General features: G+C 59.4%; 10 protein-coding genes. 5 read left to right on the top strand and 5 right to left on the bottom strand.

Annotation, left to right across the window (positions count from 1 at the left end; translation table 11 throughout):
* The first annotated feature begins 15 nt into the window (after positions 1-15).
* Both FGA82_RS00110 and FGA82_RS00105 read left to right on the top strand, forming a co-directional pair.
* A complete protein-coding gene (locus FGA82_RS00110; protein ID WP_141125556.1) occupies positions 16-3,195 on the top strand; it encodes an efflux RND transporter permease subunit in 3,180 nt (1,059 codons plus the stop codon).
* Positions 3,192-4,613 (top strand): efflux transporter outer membrane subunit, encoded by a 1,422-nt coding sequence (locus FGA82_RS00105; protein ID WP_141125555.1) that lies wholly within the window; start codon positions 3,192-3,194, stop codon positions 4,611-4,613. The genes FGA82_RS00110 and FGA82_RS00105 overlap by 4 nt, the downstream gene beginning before the upstream one ends.
* A gap of 196 nt (positions 4,614-4,809) precedes the next feature.
* Here the strand turns inward: FGA82_RS00105 and FGA82_RS00095 are convergent, their stop codons facing one another.
* From FGA82_RS00095 to FGA82_RS00085, 3 genes are read right to left on the bottom strand one after another with little or no spacing between them, the layout of a single operon-like run.
* Positions 4,810-5,754 (bottom strand): biotin/lipoyl-binding protein, encoded by a 945-nt coding sequence (locus FGA82_RS00095; RefSeq protein WP_141125554.1) that lies wholly within the window; start codon positions 5,752-5,754, stop codon positions 4,810-4,812.
* Between the two features lie 4 nt (positions 5,755-5,758).
* Positions 5,759-5,959: a DUF1656 domain-containing protein gene (locus FGA82_RS00090; protein ID WP_016987298.1), complete on the bottom strand. Its 201-nt coding sequence runs from the start codon at positions 5,957-5,959 to the stop codon at positions 5,759-5,761.
* On the bottom strand, positions 5,949-8,084 hold the full coding sequence (locus FGA82_RS00085; RefSeq protein WP_141125553.1) for an FUSC family protein: 2,136 nt from the start codon (positions 8,082-8,084) through the stop codon (positions 5,949-5,951). The genes FGA82_RS00090 and FGA82_RS00085 overlap by 11 nt, the downstream gene beginning before the upstream one ends.
* A 171-nt stretch (positions 8,085-8,255) precedes the next feature.
* On the opposite strand from FGA82_RS00085, the gene FGA82_RS00080 reads away from it, so the two are divergent.
* The 3 genes from FGA82_RS00080 (at position 8,256) to FGA82_RS00070 (ending at position 12,612) form a co-directional block, all read left to right on the top strand.
* The gene (locus FGA82_RS00080; RefSeq protein WP_141125552.1) at positions 8,256-9,311 is read left to right on the top strand and encodes a tetratricopeptide repeat protein; all 1,056 of its coding nucleotides are present in this window, start codon (positions 8,256-8,258) and stop codon (positions 9,309-9,311) included.
* A 131-nt stretch (positions 9,312-9,442) separates the two neighbouring features.
* Positions 9,443-10,945 (top strand): ATPase domain-containing protein, encoded by a 1,503-nt coding sequence (locus FGA82_RS00075; protein ID WP_141125551.1) that lies wholly within the window; start codon positions 9,443-9,445, stop codon positions 10,943-10,945.
* On the top strand, positions 10,942-12,612 hold the full coding sequence (locus FGA82_RS00070) for an ATP-binding protein (RefSeq protein WP_141125550.1): 1,671 nt from the start codon (positions 10,942-10,944) through the stop codon (positions 12,610-12,612). Before FGA82_RS00075 ends, FGA82_RS00070 begins: the two co-directional genes overlap by 4 nt.
* A gap of 16 nt (positions 12,613-12,628) precedes the next feature.
* Here FGA82_RS00070 and FGA82_RS00065 read toward each other — a convergent pair whose 3' ends face one another.
* Together FGA82_RS00065 and FGA82_RS00060 are read right to left on the bottom strand one after the other, a co-directional pair.
* The gene (locus tag FGA82_RS00065; RefSeq protein WP_141125549.1) at positions 12,629-15,589 is read right to left on the bottom strand and encodes an RHS repeat-associated core domain-containing protein; all 2,961 of its coding nucleotides are present in this window, start codon (positions 15,587-15,589) and stop codon (positions 12,629-12,631) included.
* Positions 15,590-15,685: 96 nt separating this feature from the next.
* Positions 15,686-16,063 carry a response regulator gene (locus FGA82_RS00060; RefSeq protein ID WP_003225116.1) on the bottom strand — a complete coding sequence of 126 codons (378 nt, stop codon included), beginning with the start codon at positions 16,061-16,063 and terminating at the stop codon, positions 15,686-15,688.
* Positions 16,064-16,092: the final 29 nt, after the last annotated feature.

Raw genomic sequence — 16,092 nt, 5'->3', positions numbered from 1 at the left:
GGGACGACAACTCCGATGAATTTTTCCCAATTCTTCATTTCACGGCCGATCTTCGCAGCGGTGCTTTCGCTGTTGATCCTGATCGCCGGTGCGATCTCGCTGTTCCAGTTACCGATCAGCGAATACCCGGAAGTCGTGCCACCGACCGTGGTGGTGCGTGCCAACTTCCCGGGCGCCAACCCAAAAGTCATCGGTGAAACCGTGGCCGCTCCGCTGGAGCAAGCCATCACCGGCGTCGAGAACATGCTGTACATGTCCTCGCAGTCGACCGCCGACGGCAAGATCACCCTGACCATCACCTTCGCCCTGGGCACTGACCTGGACAACGCGCAGGTGCAGGTGCAAAACCGGGTGACCCGTACCGAACCGAAACTTCCCGAAGAAGTGACGCGCATCGGTATCACCGTCGACAAGGCATCGCCCGACCTGACCATGGTTGTGCACTTGACCTCCCCGGACAAGCGCTACGACATGCTCTACCTGTCCAACTACGCAATCCTCAACATCAAGGATGAGCTCGCTCGTCTGGGCGGTGTCGGTGACGTGCAGTTGTTCGGTATGGGCGACTACTCGCTGCGTGTCTGGCTCGACCCGAACAAGACCGCTTCGCGCAATCTGACCGCGACCGATGTAGTGACCGCGATTCGTGAGCAGAACCGTCAGGTGGCGGCCGGTCAGTTGGGTGCGCCCCCTGCCCCGAATGCCCAGAGCTTCCAGCTGTCGGTCAACACGCAGGGCCGTCTGGTCAGCGAGGAAGAGTTCGAGAACATCATCATTCGCGCAGGCGACAATGGTGAGATCACTCGTCTCAAAGACATCGCTCGCGTTGAACTCGGTTCCAGTCAATACGCCCTGCGCTCGTTGCTGGACAACCAACCGGCGGTGGCCATCCCGATCTTCCAGCGCCCAGGCTCCAATGCCATCGACATCTCGAACGAAGTTCGCGGAAAGATGGACGAGCTGAAGAAAAACTTCCCGCAAGGCATGGATTACAGCATTGTCTATGACCCGACGATCTTTGTGCGCGGCTCGATCGAGGCGGTGGTTCACACCCTCTTTGAAGCGCTGATTCTCGTGGTGCTGGTGGTGATCCTGTTCCTGCAAACCTGGCGTGCCTCGATCATTCCGTTGGTGGCGGTGCCGGTGTCGTTGATCGGTACGTTTGCGGTGATGCACCTGTTCGGCTTCTCGCTGAACGCGCTGTCGCTGTTCGGCCTGGTACTGGCGATCGGTATCGTGGTGGACGACGCCATCGTGGTGGTGGAGAACGTCGAGCGCAATATCGAGCTCGGATTGAATCCGGTCGAAGCCACCAAGCGCGCCATGCGTGAAGTGACCGGCCCGATCGTTGCCACGGCTCTGGTGCTGTGTGCGGTGTTCATTCCGGCGGCGTTCATCTCCGGCCTCACCGGGCAGTTCTACAAACAGTTTGCACTGACCATCGCCATCTCGACCGTGATCTCGGCGTTCAACTCGCTGACCCTGTCGCCAGCACTGGCCGCTGTGTTGCTGAAAAGCCATGACGCGCCGAAAGACCGCTTCTCCAAGGCACTCGACAAGATCTTCGGTGGCTGGCTGTTCCGTCCGTTCAACCGTTTCTTCGATCGTGCCAGCCATGGTTACGTCGGCACGGTGCGCCGGGTTATCCGTAGTAGCGGCATCGCCCTGCTGCTGTACGCAGGCCTGATGGTGCTGACCTTCTTCGGTTTCTCCAGCACGCCGACCGGTTTCGTCCCCGGCCAGGACAAGCAGTACCTGGTAGCTTTCGCACAACTGCCGGACGCTTCGAGCCTGGATCGCACCGAAGAAGTGATCAAGCGCATGTCCGACATGGCGCTGAAACAACCAGGCGTGGAAAGCGCCGTGGCGTTCCCGGGCCTGTCGATCAACGGCTTCACCAACAGCCCGAACGCCGGCATCGTCTTCGTGACGCTGAAACCGTTCGACGAACGTAAAGATCCGAGCATGTCCGCCGGTGCAATTGCCGGTGCCTTGAACGGCCAATACGCGAACATTCAAGAGGCGTACATGGCGATCTTCCCGCCACCGCCGGTACAAGGTCTGGGCACCATTGGTGGTTTCCGTCTGCAAATCGAAGACCGGGGCAACCTGGGCTACGACGAGCTGTACAAGGAAACCATGAACATCATCAACAAGAGCCACAGCGTGCCGGAACTGGCTGGCCTGTTTACCAGCTACACGGTGAACGTGCCGCAGGTCGATGCCGCTATCGACCGCGAAAAAGCCAAGACCCACGGCGTGGCCGTCAGCGACATCTTCGATACCCTGCAGATCTACCTGGGTTCGTTGTATGCCAACGACTTCAACCGCTTCGGGCGCACCTATCAGGTCAACGTTCAGGCTGAGCAGCAGTTCCGCCTCGAGTCCGACCAGATCGGCCAGCTGAAAGTACGTAACAACAAAGGCGAAATGATCCCGCTGGCGACCTTCATCAAGGTCAGCGACACCTCGGGCCCGGATCGCGTGATGCACTACAACGGTTTCATCACCGCAGAAATCAACGGCGCGGCTGCCCCGGGCTACAGCTCCGGTCAGGCCGAAAAAGCCATCGAGAAGCTGCTGAAGGATGAACTGCCGAACGGCATGACCTACGAGTGGACCGACCTGACCTACCAGCAGATTCTGTCCGGCAACACCGCGCTGTTCGTGTTCCCGCTCTGCGTACTGCTGGCGTTCCTGGTACTGGCCGCTCAATACGAAAGCTGGAGCCTGCCACTGGCGGTGATCCTGATCGTACCGATGACCCTGCTGTCGGCCATCACCGGTGTGATCATCTCGGGCGGTGACAACAACATCTTCACCCAGATCGGCTTGATCGTACTGGTGGGACTTGCCTGTAAGAACGCGATTCTGATCGTCGAATTCGCCAAGGACAAACAGGAAGAAGGCCTCGACCCGCTCGCTGCGGTACTGGAAGCCTGCCGTCTGCGTCTGCGGCCGATCCTGATGACCTCCTTCGCGTTCATCATGGGTGTGGTGCCACTGGTGTTCTCCAGCGGTGCCGGTGCCGAGATGCGTCACGCCATGGGTGTGGCGGTGTTCTCCGGGATGCTCGGGGTGACCTTCTTCGGTCTGTTGCTGACGCCAGTGTTCTACGTACTGATCCGTAACTTTGTTGAGCGCGGCGAAGCCCGCAAAGCGGCCAAAGCTCTGAAACTGGAGGCGCAACAATGAGTCTGAAAGTCTTCCTGCCGAGTCTGCTGGTGCTGGCCCTCAGCGCCTGCGCTGTCGGCCCCGACTACAAGACCCCAGCCACGGAGGCGGCCAATATCACGGCCGTCACCGACGGCGCCGCCGGGCAAAAGAACTTCGACCGTTCGAAATTCGAAGGCATCTGGTGGCAGCAATTCGACGATCCGACCCTCAACCAGTTGGTGACCCAATCGCTGCAAGGCAACCGTGAGCTGCGCGTGGCGTTCGCCCGCTGGAAAGCCGCCCGGGCGATCCGCGACGACGCCAGCAACGATGCGATGCCGACCATCACCAGCCGCGCCAGCAGTGATCTGGCCAAGGGGCAAATCCCTGGCCAGACCACCAACCGGGTCAACAGCGAGCGCTATGACCTCGGTCTGGACATGGCCTGGGAACTGGACCTGTTTGGCCGCATCCAGCGCAATCTGGAAGCCAGCGACGCCGACCAGCAAGCGGCCGAAGCCGATCTGTATCAACTGCAAGTCACCATGATTGCCGAACTGGTGGACGCTTACGGTCAACTGCGTGGTGCGCAACTGCGCGAAAAGATCGCCGTGGCCAACCTGAACAATCAGGTGGAGTCGCGCAAGATCACCATCAGCCTGCGTGATGCCGGCGTTGGCGATCAACTCGACGTCGAACGCGCCGATGCGCGTCTGGCTTCGGTCGAAGCCAGCGTGCCGCAATTGCAGGCAGAACAGGTTCGGCAGAAAAACCGTATCGCTACCCTTTTGGGCGAGCGTCCGGACAAACTGACTGTCGATCTGAGCCCGAAAGACTTGCCGGCGATTGCCAAGGCCTTGCCGATCGGTGATCCGGGCGAGTTGCTGCAGCGTCGTCCGGACATTCTCAGCGCTGAGCGCAATCTGGCTTCGGCCACGGCGCGTATTGGCGTCGCGAAAGCTGATCTGTTTCCACGGGTCAGCCTCAGTGGCTTCCTCGGCTGGACGGCCGGGCGCGGTTCGCAGATCGGTTCCTCGGCGGCCAACGCTTGGGCACTCGGCCCGAGCATCACGTGGGCGGCGTTCGACCTTGGCAGCGTGCGCGCCCGTTTGCGTGGCGCCGATGCTGATGCCGAAGGCGCCCTGGCGAACTACGAGCAGCAAGTACTGCTTGCGCTGGAAGAGTCGGAAAACGCCTTCAGTGATTACGGCAAGCGTCAGCAACGTCTGATCTCGCTGATCCGTCAGAGCGAATCCAGCCGCAAGGCTGCCGACTTGGCTGAAATCCGCTACCGCGAAGGCACGACTGACTTCCTCGTGCTGCTCGACGCGCAGCGTGAACGGCTGAACGCCGAAGACAGTCAGGCCCAGGCCGAAGTTGACCTGTATCGCGGCATCGTCGCGATCTACAAGGCCCTTGGCGGCGGCTGGCAACCGGAGACTGTTGCCAGCAAGTAATTGATTGTTAAAGAGCTCCTTTGGTTGGCCGCAACCAACCAAATTTTTTGCCCCGCGTATCATTCGGTCGCGGGGTTTTTTTATGCCTCGAAAATCACACCCTCTTCTGTAGGAGCTGCCGCAGGCTGCGATCTTTTGACTTTGCCTTTAAAAGAGCAGATCAAAAAATCGCAGCCTGGGGCAGCTCCTACAGGGATCAGTTTTCCAGCACGGTGACCGTCGCCGTGGTGCCTGCACGCAGGCGATTCTTGCCGGCATAGTCGCCATCGATCTCGATCCTCACCGGCACCCGCTGTGCCAGTTTTACCCAGGTGTAACTCGGGTTGATGTTGGCCAGCAGCCGACTGCCAGGCGCGTTCTCCCGGTCAGCGATGGCGAAGGCAATGCTCTGCACCGTGCCGCCGAAGGTCTCCCCGCTCATCAATTGCACCCGCACCCGATCGCCCTCGCCGATGCGCGGCAGTTTGGTTTCTTCGAAATAACCACTGATGTAGAACGAGTCACTGTCGACCAGCGCCAACAAAGCGCCGCCGCTCACCGCGTAGTCACCCTCACGGGTCAGAAGGTTGGTCACATAACCGCTGACTGGCGACTCGACGCGGGTGCGCTGCAAATCCAGTTCGGCCTGGGTCAATGCGGCAATCGCCAACTGCACGTTGGCCTCAGCCAGGCCGAGATTGGCCTGATTGCGCAGCAGATCGGCCTGGGCCACCGCCACATCGGTACTGGATTTTTCCCACTCTTCCCCGGAAATCGCAAAACCCTGCTTGAGCGTACGCCGCCGGCGTTCTTCGCTTTGCCGCTGCTTGAGTAAGGCTTCGCTGGCAACGATCGCCGCTTGCGATTGGCCCAGCGTGGCTTTGGACACCTCCACCGAGCGCCGCGAGTGCTCCACCGCCAGACGGTAGCGCGCCGGGTCGATTTCCATCAGCAGTTGCCCCTTTTCCACATGCTGGTTGTCCTGAACCGCCAGCCTGACAATGCGCCCCGAAACATCCGCCGACAGCGTCACCACATCGGCTCTGACCCGGGCATCGCGAGTCCACGGCGCGCGGGTGTAATGCTCCCAGGCAAACCAGCCGAGCACGATCGCCAGCAACACCACCGCCAACGTGATCAATCGCGTGAATAACAGTTTCAAGGCATCAGGCTCCCATCAGCAAAATCAGCGTGGCACAGACGCAGGCATACAAAGCGCCTTCGAACAGTGCTTCATGCCAGACCAGACGCAGTACGCCAAGTCGCCGCAACCCCCAGTCCAGCACCATGAAGATCGGTATGGCCAACAGCAACGCCTGGGCAATGGGCGGCAGATAAACACCGCCGATCTCGAAATCAATGGGCAAGAGCGGTTTCTCCTTCCGGAACAGAGCGCTGGATAGCGTCACCGTGGCGTTGCAGAAATGACACGACGATCAACAGGGCCACACGCATACGAAACAGCGACCAGACATGCTCATGGCTGGCGACATGCAGTTCATCCAGCTCATCGCCAAGTGTATGCAGCGTGGTCAATAACGGCGCCAGTTGCACATCTTGCCGCCCGGCGACAAAGCGCCCGGTCTTGCGCACGGCCGAAGCCAGACGCTGAACAAAGGCATCTGTCAGCAGCGCATTGTTGTGCGCCTGCTGACGCAACTGATGCATTGCCACACCCAGTGCCACACAGCCCAGACTGATTTCATAGAGTTGCTGCATGGCACGGCTGTTCACCGCTGGCAGCAGGCCGAGCATGCTGGTCAGGCGATCGACCATGCGGCTTTCAAAGGCAAACTGGTGTTCATCGGTCGCCGGGGTTTTGCTCAGCGCATACACCTGCTCGCGCGCTTCGTTGTACAAGCGGCGAAGACGCCACGCCGGGCGAAACGGAAAAATCCACGCATAGACGATCAAGGCGAGCATTGCCGCACTGACGTAGGCGCCGGCGAACTCGAACCATTGGATCGCCGTATTCTGCCCGGTACCGATATTCTGTGGGCCAAGCATGAGAAAACTCGACAATCCCAGGCCCATGCCGATTCCCGCAGTGGCCGGGCTGGCCAGACCGATTGCAATCACATATAGCAGCGGCGCCAGCAGCAATGCCAACAGCTCGAAATCGCTGATCGCTGGCACCAGCATGAATTGATAGAGCGCCGAGACCACCAGCGCCAGGCCCAAGCCTCGGGCATAACTCTGCGCCGCCATGAGTGGACGCGGAAACGTGGCCATCAGCGAACAGAGAATTCCCACCAGGATCATTCCGCCCCGCGCACCGTCCCAAGCGGTTTCGATCCAGATCAACCCGGCCACCAGCAACGCGGTGAAAGCGCGGATCGCATTCATCGACGCCAGGGTGAAATCCAGATGCAGCGGGCTGACCTGACCGCGATAGAGGCAACTGGCCTCGCGCCCTTCCTGAATGGCATCGCTCAATTCGAGGATCTGCTCGAGTTGCTGCAACAGCCGCGCCTGTTCCCAGCGCAACGCCCAGGCCAGTGAACGCAAAGTGGCGCTCATGTCTTCGGTCAATTGCTCGGCCTGATAAGCCAGAACCTCGAACTGATGTTGCAGCGTGACGAACTGATGACGCGTGTTTGCAGGCAGCGAGCGCCCCTGCTCCGCCAATTGGTCGAGTAACGCCAGCTCTTCAGCGCGCAGGCGCTGAATGTCCAACGGCAGATCGCCCTCCCAGCGTTCGGTGAGCAGTTCGCGCTGATGACGCAGTGCGGTCAATCGCGAGGTCAACAGCATCAGTTGATTGCCCAGCAGCAGCACCAGATGGTTGGCGCTGCGCAACCGTGGCGCATCGAAATACAAGTGCCGGCGCAGGCCTTCGAGGGCACTGATCTCACCGAGCAACTGCATCTGTCGGCGCTGGAACTCGGCCTCGCTTTCTTCCGTGCGAAGCACCGCCGCAGCGTGACTGGCGGCCAGTTTGATGACTTGATCAACCTTGGCGAAATACCCCTTGGCCACCGCTTGCGGGCGTGCCGTCAACAGGCTGACCACGCATACGCAGGCCACGGCCAACAGGGTTTCGGTAACGCGGGTAACCGCCAATAGAAACGTGCCGTCCTGATCCGGAATCGCCAGCAACGCCACCACCACTGCGGTGTAACCACTGAGCACAAAGGCTTGCGAGCTGGTGTAGCGCAGCAACGTACCGCCGGCCGTGCACAGCGCCAGCCACAGGGCCAGGGTGGTAATGAATGGCAGCGGTGCCTGAGGAAAGATGGCCATGATCAATACCGCCACCGCCGCCCCGAGGGTCGTGCCGATCACCTGGCCGAAACTGCGTGCCAGCGCCATCCCGGCCAACGGCTGACTGACAATGACCACCGCCATGATCGACCACTTCGGCTGATCGAGATCGAACAAGAACGCCAGATACAGCGTCAACAATCCCGCCACAATGGTTCGCAGGGCAAACAGCAGGACAGCCTGACCCGGATGGATCACCGCCTTGAAGTAAGTGAACAGGGCTTGCATGGGCACACTCAACGAAACGACTTCTGCAAGCGTAGACACTGCATCGAAAGCCTGACGGGTAACTGAGTCGACGCAACTTGTAGGGGGATTCGCATGCACAGGGTTTGACTCGTGGCCCGAGCTGACCGAAGCTTGCCGCTCCGCTCAAGAACGCCTGTTTCGGAAACCTGCATGCCTCAGTCTCGCCGCTACCTGCTTATCAGCCTGGGCCTTGTGCTTGTCGTCGTCGTGGCCTGGATATCTGTGCGCAGTACCGTCCCGGTCATACCCGATGCGATCAAGCACGGCTACAGCGAAGCGCTGAATGCCGCACGCACCGGCGAGCCGGGCGCGGCGCGTCAGCTGTATCAGCAACTGGGCCGACCGGACATCTCGATCAAGCGCCGCGTGTGGCTGCATGGTGAACTGCCCAATTACCCAAGCCCGCAAGCATTGAAACTGGCTGACACTGACTTACAGAACGAAGCCCCCGCGGTGCGGCTGGCGGCAATCAAAAGCGTGGTGGGACTGGTGCCGGGCGGGCAACGCAGCCTGTTGCTCGGCCCCCTGCTTGAGGATGAGGAGCAAACCGTGCGCTTTGCCGCGATCAATGCCCTGCTGGGCTTGACGCCGGATGAACTGGGTCTGTATTTCGCGCCATTGCAACAAGCAATCGACGGCTGGGAACAAACGCTCAAGGCACAACCGGAAAGCGCCGCCAACTACGCGCAACTCGCCCGGCTGCATCTACACAACGCCGAACTCAAAGAGGCGCAGGTCGCGCTCGACAATACCCTGCGCCTGGAACCCGGCAATCTGCAGGCGCTGGTGATGCAGATCGATGTCCTCGATCGCCAGGGCCAAACCGACGCCGCCCGGCAACTGCTGGGCCAGCAACTCAAGGCACAACCTGACTCGGCTTATCTGCAACATGCCTTGGGTCTTTGGCTGTTGCACCACGATCAGCGCGAATACGCCCTGCTCGGTTTGTCCAAAGCCGTCGAACTTGAGCCAGACAACAAGGATTACCGCTACGACCTCGCCACCACCCTGCACAGCGCCGAAGAACTGGAAGCGGCACAAAAGCAATTGCAGGAAATCGTCCAGCGCCACCCCGCTGACCGCAAGGCGCGGGTTTTGCTGATCAACTACTGGAAGGAAAGCGGCCAACTGCAGAACGTGCAAATTCTGTTGGCGCAGCTGGAACAGCTCAACCCGGATGATCCGGCCTTGCAGCAAGGCCTCTGAACCACTTTCGACAGTACGCTCGACACATCTCGCAAGGAATTTCGGAACTGCCATCACGGCGCAAGGTCAAGTTATTCAGGCCGCTCGATAAGTTGGCGGCCTCGCTTCCCTTAGTCATGAGAGGGCATTTTTTGTCTACTTCTAACGAGTTGATCAGTGCGAAAGCCGCTACCGGCATTGTGGGTCTGGACGACATCCTGGCCGGTGGTTTGTCTCGCGGTCATGTTTTCCTGCTGGAGGGTGAACCCGGTACCGGTAAAACCACGGTCGCTTTGCATTTTCTCCTGGCCGGCGCGAAAGCCGGCGAACGCTCGTTGTACATCACGCTCTCGGAAACCGAGCGCGAACTAAGGCAAGGGGCGCTGTCCCACGGCTGGACGCTGGATGACAACATCAAGATCTTCGAGCTGACGCCCCCGGAAAGCCTGCTCAATGCTGAGCACCAGCAGAGCCTGCTGTATTCCTCTGACCTGGAACTGGGCGAAGCCACCAAGCAGATTTTCGAAGCAGTCGAACGCTTCAAGCCCACGCGCGTGGTGCTCGACAGCCTGTCGGAGATTCGCTTGCTGGCGCAGAGCTCGTTGCGTTATCGCCGACAGATTCTGGCCATCAAGCATTACTTCGTGCGTTACAACGCCACCGTACTGCTGCTCGACGACCTGACCACCGAATCCCTCGACAAAACCGTACACAGCGTGGCTCACGGGGTGATTCGCCTCGAAGAGCTGACGCCCAACTACGGCGCCGAGCGCCGACGCGTGCGGGTGGTCAAGTACCGTGGCCAGAAGTATCGCGGTGGTTTCCACGACTTCACCATCATGGGCGATGGCGTGCATGTGTTCCCACGGCTGGTGGCGGCTGAACATCGCGGTGACTATGCGCGTTTGCAGCTGTCCAGTGGCATCCCGGAAATGGACGCCCTGCTCGGCGGCGGCATCGAAACCGGCTCCAGTACGCTGATTCTCGGCCCTGCCGGTACCGGCAAATCGCTGATCTCGATGATCTTCGCCGCCGCTGCCGTACAACGCGGGGAAAAAGCTGCGCTGTTTATCTTCGATGAAGAACTCGGCCTGCTATTCGAGCGGATGAACAACATCGGCATCGACCTCAAGGCACTGCAAGCCACCGGCAATCTGTTGATCGAACAAGTCGACGCCGCTGAACTGTCGCCGGGCGAGTTCTCCCATCGCGTGCGTCGCTGCGTCGATGAAGGTCAAATCAAAACCGTAGTCATCGATAGCATCAACGGCTATCAGGCAGCAATGCCGGAAGAAAATGCGCTGGTGCTGCACATGCACGAACTGTTGCTGTACCTGAACCGCAAAGGCGCGGCGACTTTCATGACCGTCGCTCAACATGGCCTGGTCGGCGACATGCAAGCGCCGGTCGACATTACTTATCTGGCTGACACGGTGATTCTGTTGCGCTACTTCGAAGCATTGGGCAAAGTCCGCCGCGCGATCTCGATCATCAAGAAACGTACCGGCAGCCACGAATCGACCATTCGTGAATACCGCATTTCCACGCAAGGCATGACCATCGGCGAACCGCTGGAAGCCTTTCAGGGCGTGCTGCGTGGCGTCCCCACCTACCTGGGCGCGAGTAATCCGTTGCTTCGGGAAGAAAACTTGTGACGGTCCAGGTGCCGCTGGCCGAACGGGCGCTGATCCTGGCGCCTGTGGGTCGCGACAGCCAGATTGCGCTGATGATCCTCAACGAGGCCGGCTTCGAAGGTTTAGTCACACCCAGCCTTGGCTCGCTATGCAGCGAACTGGAACTGGGTGCCGGTCTGGTGCTGGTCGCCGCCGAAGCGTTGCGCGGGCCGGAGCTGGAGGTGTTGTTCCTGCACCTCGAACAGCAACCGGCCTGGTCGGATCTGCCCATTGTGCTGTTGACCCATCACGGCGGTCAGGAACAAGGCCCCTCCTCGCGCCTGAGCGATCTGCTGGGCAACGTGACATTCCTTGAACGCCCGTTTCACCCCGCAACGCTGGTCAGTATGGTCTCCGCCGCATTGCGCGGCCGCCGACGACAATACGAGGCTCGCGACCGGCTGATCGACTTGAGTGAGAGCGAACGGCGTCTGCAATCGACCCTGGAAACGCTTGAGCAACAGGTCGAGGAACGCACCGCGCAACTGCGTCACAATGAAGAGGCGCTGCGCCAGTCGCAGAAAATGGAAGCGGTCGGCCAACTCACCGGCGGCATCGCGCACGACTTCAACAATATGCTCACAGGCATCATCGGCAGCCTGGAGTTATTGCGTCGGCGTCTGGCCCGTGGCCGCACCGATGACCTCGACAGTCTGATCGATCTTGGCGTGACCTCGGCCAATCGCGCCGCCGGTCTGACCCATCGTCTACTGGCGTTTTCACGTCGCCAGTCGCTCGACTCCAAAGCCGTGCAGATGAACACGCTGGTGTTGTCCATGGGTGAGCTGCTGCAACGCAGCCTCAACGAAAGCATTCAACTGGACATGCGCCTCAACGACAAACTATGGGTGGCCGAGGCCGACCCCAATCAACTGGAAAGCGCCCTGCTCAACCTGGTGATCAATGCCCGTGATGCCATGCCCGACGGCGGCAAACTGGTGGTCGAGACCAGCAATCAGGTGCTCAAACGCGATTTCACTGAAGCCTACAGCAACCTCGAACCCGGTGATTACGTGATGCTCAGTGTCACCGACAACGGCAGCGGCATGCCGCAGAGTGTCATCAATCGTGCGTTCGACCCTTTCTTCACCACCAAACCGATCGGCCAGGGCACGGGGCTGGGCCTGTCGATGATCTACGGTTTCAGCAAGCAGTCCCGAGGCCATGTCTCGATCGACAGTGAAATCGATGAGGGCACCACGGTCAGGCTCTACCTGCCGCGCTTTCGCGGTGAAGAACTGGAAAGTCCCGACCCCGACATTCAACAGGCACCGGATGCGCTAGATGGCGAAACCGTGCTGATCGTCGAAGATGACCCGGCCGTGCGCGTACTGGTTTGCGCGGTGCTCGGTGAATTGGGTTATGCCTTCGTCGAAGCCTGGGATGCCGACAGCGCCGTGCCGATTCTGAACTCGACGCAGCGCATTGATCTGCTGATCAGCGATGTCGGCCTGCCGGGCATGAACGGCCGGCAACTGGCGGAAGTCGGCCGTCAATATCGGCCGGGGTTGAAGGTGCTGTTTATCACCGGATACGCCGAGCACGCGGCGGTGCGCGGCGGGTTCCTCGATTCAGGGATGCAGATGATCACCAAACCGTTCACTTTTGACCTGTTGACCGCCAAGGTCAGGGAAATGATTCGGCAATGACCAATCGCTCATCTCATCAGACAGACGTCGTAGCGTTGCTCAGTAGTCGTTGGCCACCGTTCCTGGTTTCTTTATAGAGTTTTCGTTTTTCTGCGGCGTTTATCAGATTTCTGTCGGTATCGGCTCTGGGCGTCGTTACATTGGGAACGGCGGTGACCTCATGCAGACCCACCCCAGACAAAACCCTTTCACCTACGAGGGCGTCGAACTGACCGGCGAGCTGAAGATTTTCAAAGCCGGCTCGTAAAACCGGGTCTACCACATGATTCCCCAGAGCAGTACCTATCCCACGGTTGATCAATACATCACCTACACCGTAGACCGAAGACATAGCGGTATCGTGCAGAAAGCCTTTTCCGAATGTTTTCATGTCTTCGAGTGTCGGGAACGTCGGATTGCTTTCGCGATAACTGGCCGGGACGGAGGCTGCAGAGCGAATAGAGTCACCCAAACCACTTTTCATCGCCCCGTTAGACATCGACTTCAAGATTGGAGGGACTGCGCCTGGCAAGGCACTGAACAACATGCCCTCGCCAAAATTTACCGCGAGATCGGCACCGACATTCACCGCTTGCGATCTCGGCGTCGCATTGCCGTCATAGGCAATGGAACCACCAACACTGGAAATCAATCTGCCGGTGACTCCGCTGCCGAGATTTTTTGCAACTTCGGCCAACACATCGACAGGGTTGGAAAGAAAAGCAACCCCAACCCCCGCTGCCAGGCCTCCCAATGCCGCCGCCCCCATTCCCAAACCTTTAGAGATTCTGCTCACACCAGCAGCTTCAAGATAATGCCCCGCGAATCCTGCTGACGCGTAAGCCCATGAAGCACCGCTCAGAACCATTGCCGCGCTTCTCAGAGTTTCCTGCGCAGCCAGCTTCATCACGGTCTTCGCAACATACTTGGCAGCGTACCCCGCAGCGCCCTTCACAATCCCCCGGCCCACTCCGGATGGAATGGCCTTAAGGCGCTGGGTCGGGGTCACTCGCGTTTTGGCCAAGCCCTGCAAGTCGACGAAACCGATCGGGTTTCCGCCCACCATCCGATACAAATTCAGCCCGTCGTGAACACCCCCCGGGTCGGCACTCAGCCATCGTTGACGCCACGGCAGGTAATAACGAAACCCGTAGTAATACAAGCCTGTCGCATCCCGCTCCTGGCCCGAATAGCGCACCGTCCGGTAACTGGCTTCTACCTTGTCACGCCCGGCCCACCAGGCTGTGCCGCCATACGGGTAGTAAATTTCCTGACTGATGAGTTGCGCATCGGCATCAAGTTCCAGAGTGCTGGAGTTCAGGTGATCGTTAAAGATGTAACGTTGTTGATCTTTATCAATCCGCGCCGACCTGCCTCGCTCCCAATGTAAAACCTGCACTGTGCAGCGACCGGCCTGCGCGCTGATGACATGCAGGGTTTGCTCGGGGGCTTTACGGAATTCCAGCCCGGGCAGATATCGGGTTTCATGCAGGCGGGTCAGATTGACGCTGTCGGTTGTGCGGATTTTGCGTACCCGTTGGCCTTCACCGTTATAGATATAGCACTCGCCATCGTTGGCCGAGTCGGCACGGACGACCTGATCGACCTGAAGCAGTTGGTTGCGACTGCCCCAGCGTAAATTCTGACCCTTTTGCAACACATTGAGGTTTCCATTGGCGTCGTACCCGGCGGCTATCTCTTGTTCTCCCGGCCGGTCACCGTTGGCGGTATACGGCAAACTGCGATTGCTGAATGCGGCCACAGCAGTACGCTCGGTGCGCTGACCACTTCCTGCATGGTGGTGCATTGTCAGCAGATTTCCACTTTCGTCGTAATGGTACGTCTGCAGATAGTTTTCCAACTGATTGGGATCTGGCGGAGAGACGAATTCGGGCAAATGCGGGCCTGCTGGCGCATTGATCCGCTGCCAGCCACTGGCTTCAATCAGTTGATAAAGGGAGTCGTAACGGTAGGTATTGACCGCAACGATGCGCTCATTTCGAAAGTATCGGATCGGCTGTGCCCTGTCTGTGACACTGATCAGATTACCCACCGCATCATAGTTGTACGCCAGGCTTTGTAGCAGGGGCCGGCCTGCAACCTGGGCGATCAACGTGCTCAGGAGCCCGCTTTCTGCCTGGAACGTGCTGCGCGTGATGACCCCGTTCCCCGCTGTTTGCTGCACTACCTGGCCGGCCGCGTTGTAGTGAACGTCACCGACCAGTCTGCTGTATTGATCAGCACCTGCCAGCTTCAAAAGTCTTTCGGAAAGCGCACCGGCCAAGGACTGACGCGAACATTGTTCATTGCCCAAGGCATCCAGTACATAGACCGGCTCGCCGACGGCGTTATAGCCCGTGCGGGTGACCGCGACCTCAGGCTCCAGCAAGATCTCGCGCAGGGCCTGACTCTGCGGCCAGTCCGGCGGATCCAGTGTGTCGAGAAACTGCCGAGCCTGCTTCAGGGGCAATCCGAGGAGGCTGAACTCGTCGAAATTTTCCGTGCCTGCGGTGTCGTCATGACGAATCAACTGTCCGCAGCGGTTGTGCGATGCCGACTCGGCGCTGCTATCCGCATAGGAAAAGCATTCGCTGCGGCGCACCGCCCCCTGCGCCTCATGCTCGAAAAACGATGCTGGCCGCAACAGTTGGTCATAGTCGATGCGATGGTGATTGAGCTTCTGATCCCAGGTATCAATTGGCAGACCGGAGGCCCCGGACAAACTCAACCGCCAGCCCGCGTCACTATTGACGGACAACAGCGACGCACCGGACAGGCTCGTGACGCTGGTTTCGTTGGCCGGTGTCGATGGATCGTTTCGAAACAGCGCAAACAGTCGGGGATCGCGACTGTGCCTGGCCCGATGCTTGAAGTCGTCGACGGTTTGGCTAACGTACGCCTGCGAATCATCCTCGGCAGAACGTCTGCAATAGGCAACCGTGCGCGCCACTGCGCCGCGAGCGTCATACACAGTGATTTGGGGCGTGTTCCGGTGCATAAATCGACCTCAATCGCGAATGAGGTCTTTTATGAGCTTGCGCCGTGATGGCGTCAACTGTCAGAAATTACAGGTATGGCGCCATTCGTCGTGTATTCAGGCGAGCAATTCCTGAATCTTTTCCTGCAATACATCGAGATCGAACGGCTTTTCCAGGATCGGCGCCTTGCGGGTGATCGGGCTGCCGGTTTCGCGGATTTCCTGCGGATAACCGCTGATGAAAATCACCTTCAGGTCCGGGCGCAGCTTGACCGCCGGTTCAGCGATCTGCACGCCGGAGATCCCGCCCGGCAAACGGAAGTCGGTGATCAACATGTCCAGATGCGGCTTGCTCGCAAGAATCTCGAACGCCTGCTCGCCGTTTTCCGCCTGCAACACGCGATACCCCTGCCCTGACAAGTAATCCGTCAGGACCATCAAGATAACCGGTTCGTCCTCGACGACGAGTACTACATCTTGTGCATCTACGCTCATGGGAAGCCTTTGTTCGGTCAATAGCTGCT

Origin of the sequence: Pseudomonas fluorescens, assembly GCF_005938625.1 — a bacterium.
Taxonomy (GTDB): domain Bacteria; phylum Pseudomonadota; class Gammaproteobacteria; order Pseudomonadales; family Pseudomonadaceae; genus Aquipseudomonas; species Aquipseudomonas fluorescens_BD.
This window is presented reverse-complemented; position numbering and strand designations above follow the sequence as displayed.

Bases quoted from the DNA above. Each gene is read 5' to 3' on its own strand.
- FGA82_RS00060 (WP_003225116.1), bottom strand. From the start codon at position 16,063: ATGAGCGTAGATGCACAAGATGTAGTACTCGTCGTCGAGGACGAACCG.
- FGA82_RS00105 (WP_141125555.1), top strand. From the start codon at position 3,192: ATGAGTCTGAAAGTCTTCCTGCCGAGTCTGCTGGTGCTGGCCCTCAGC.
- FGA82_RS00065 (WP_141125549.1), bottom strand. From the start codon at position 15,589: ATGCACCGGAACACGCCCCAAATCACTGTGTATGACGCTCGCGGCGCA.
- FGA82_RS00080 (WP_141125552.1), top strand. From the start codon at position 8,256: ATGCCTCAGTCTCGCCGCTACCTGCTTATCAGCCTGGGCCTTGTGCTT.
- FGA82_RS00110 (WP_141125556.1), top strand. From the start codon at position 16: ATGAATTTTTCCCAATTCTTCATTTCACGGCCGATCTTCGCAGCGGTG.
- FGA82_RS00085 (WP_141125553.1), bottom strand. From the start codon at position 8,084: ATGCAAGCCCTGTTCACTTACTTCAAGGCGGTGATCCATCCGGGTCAG.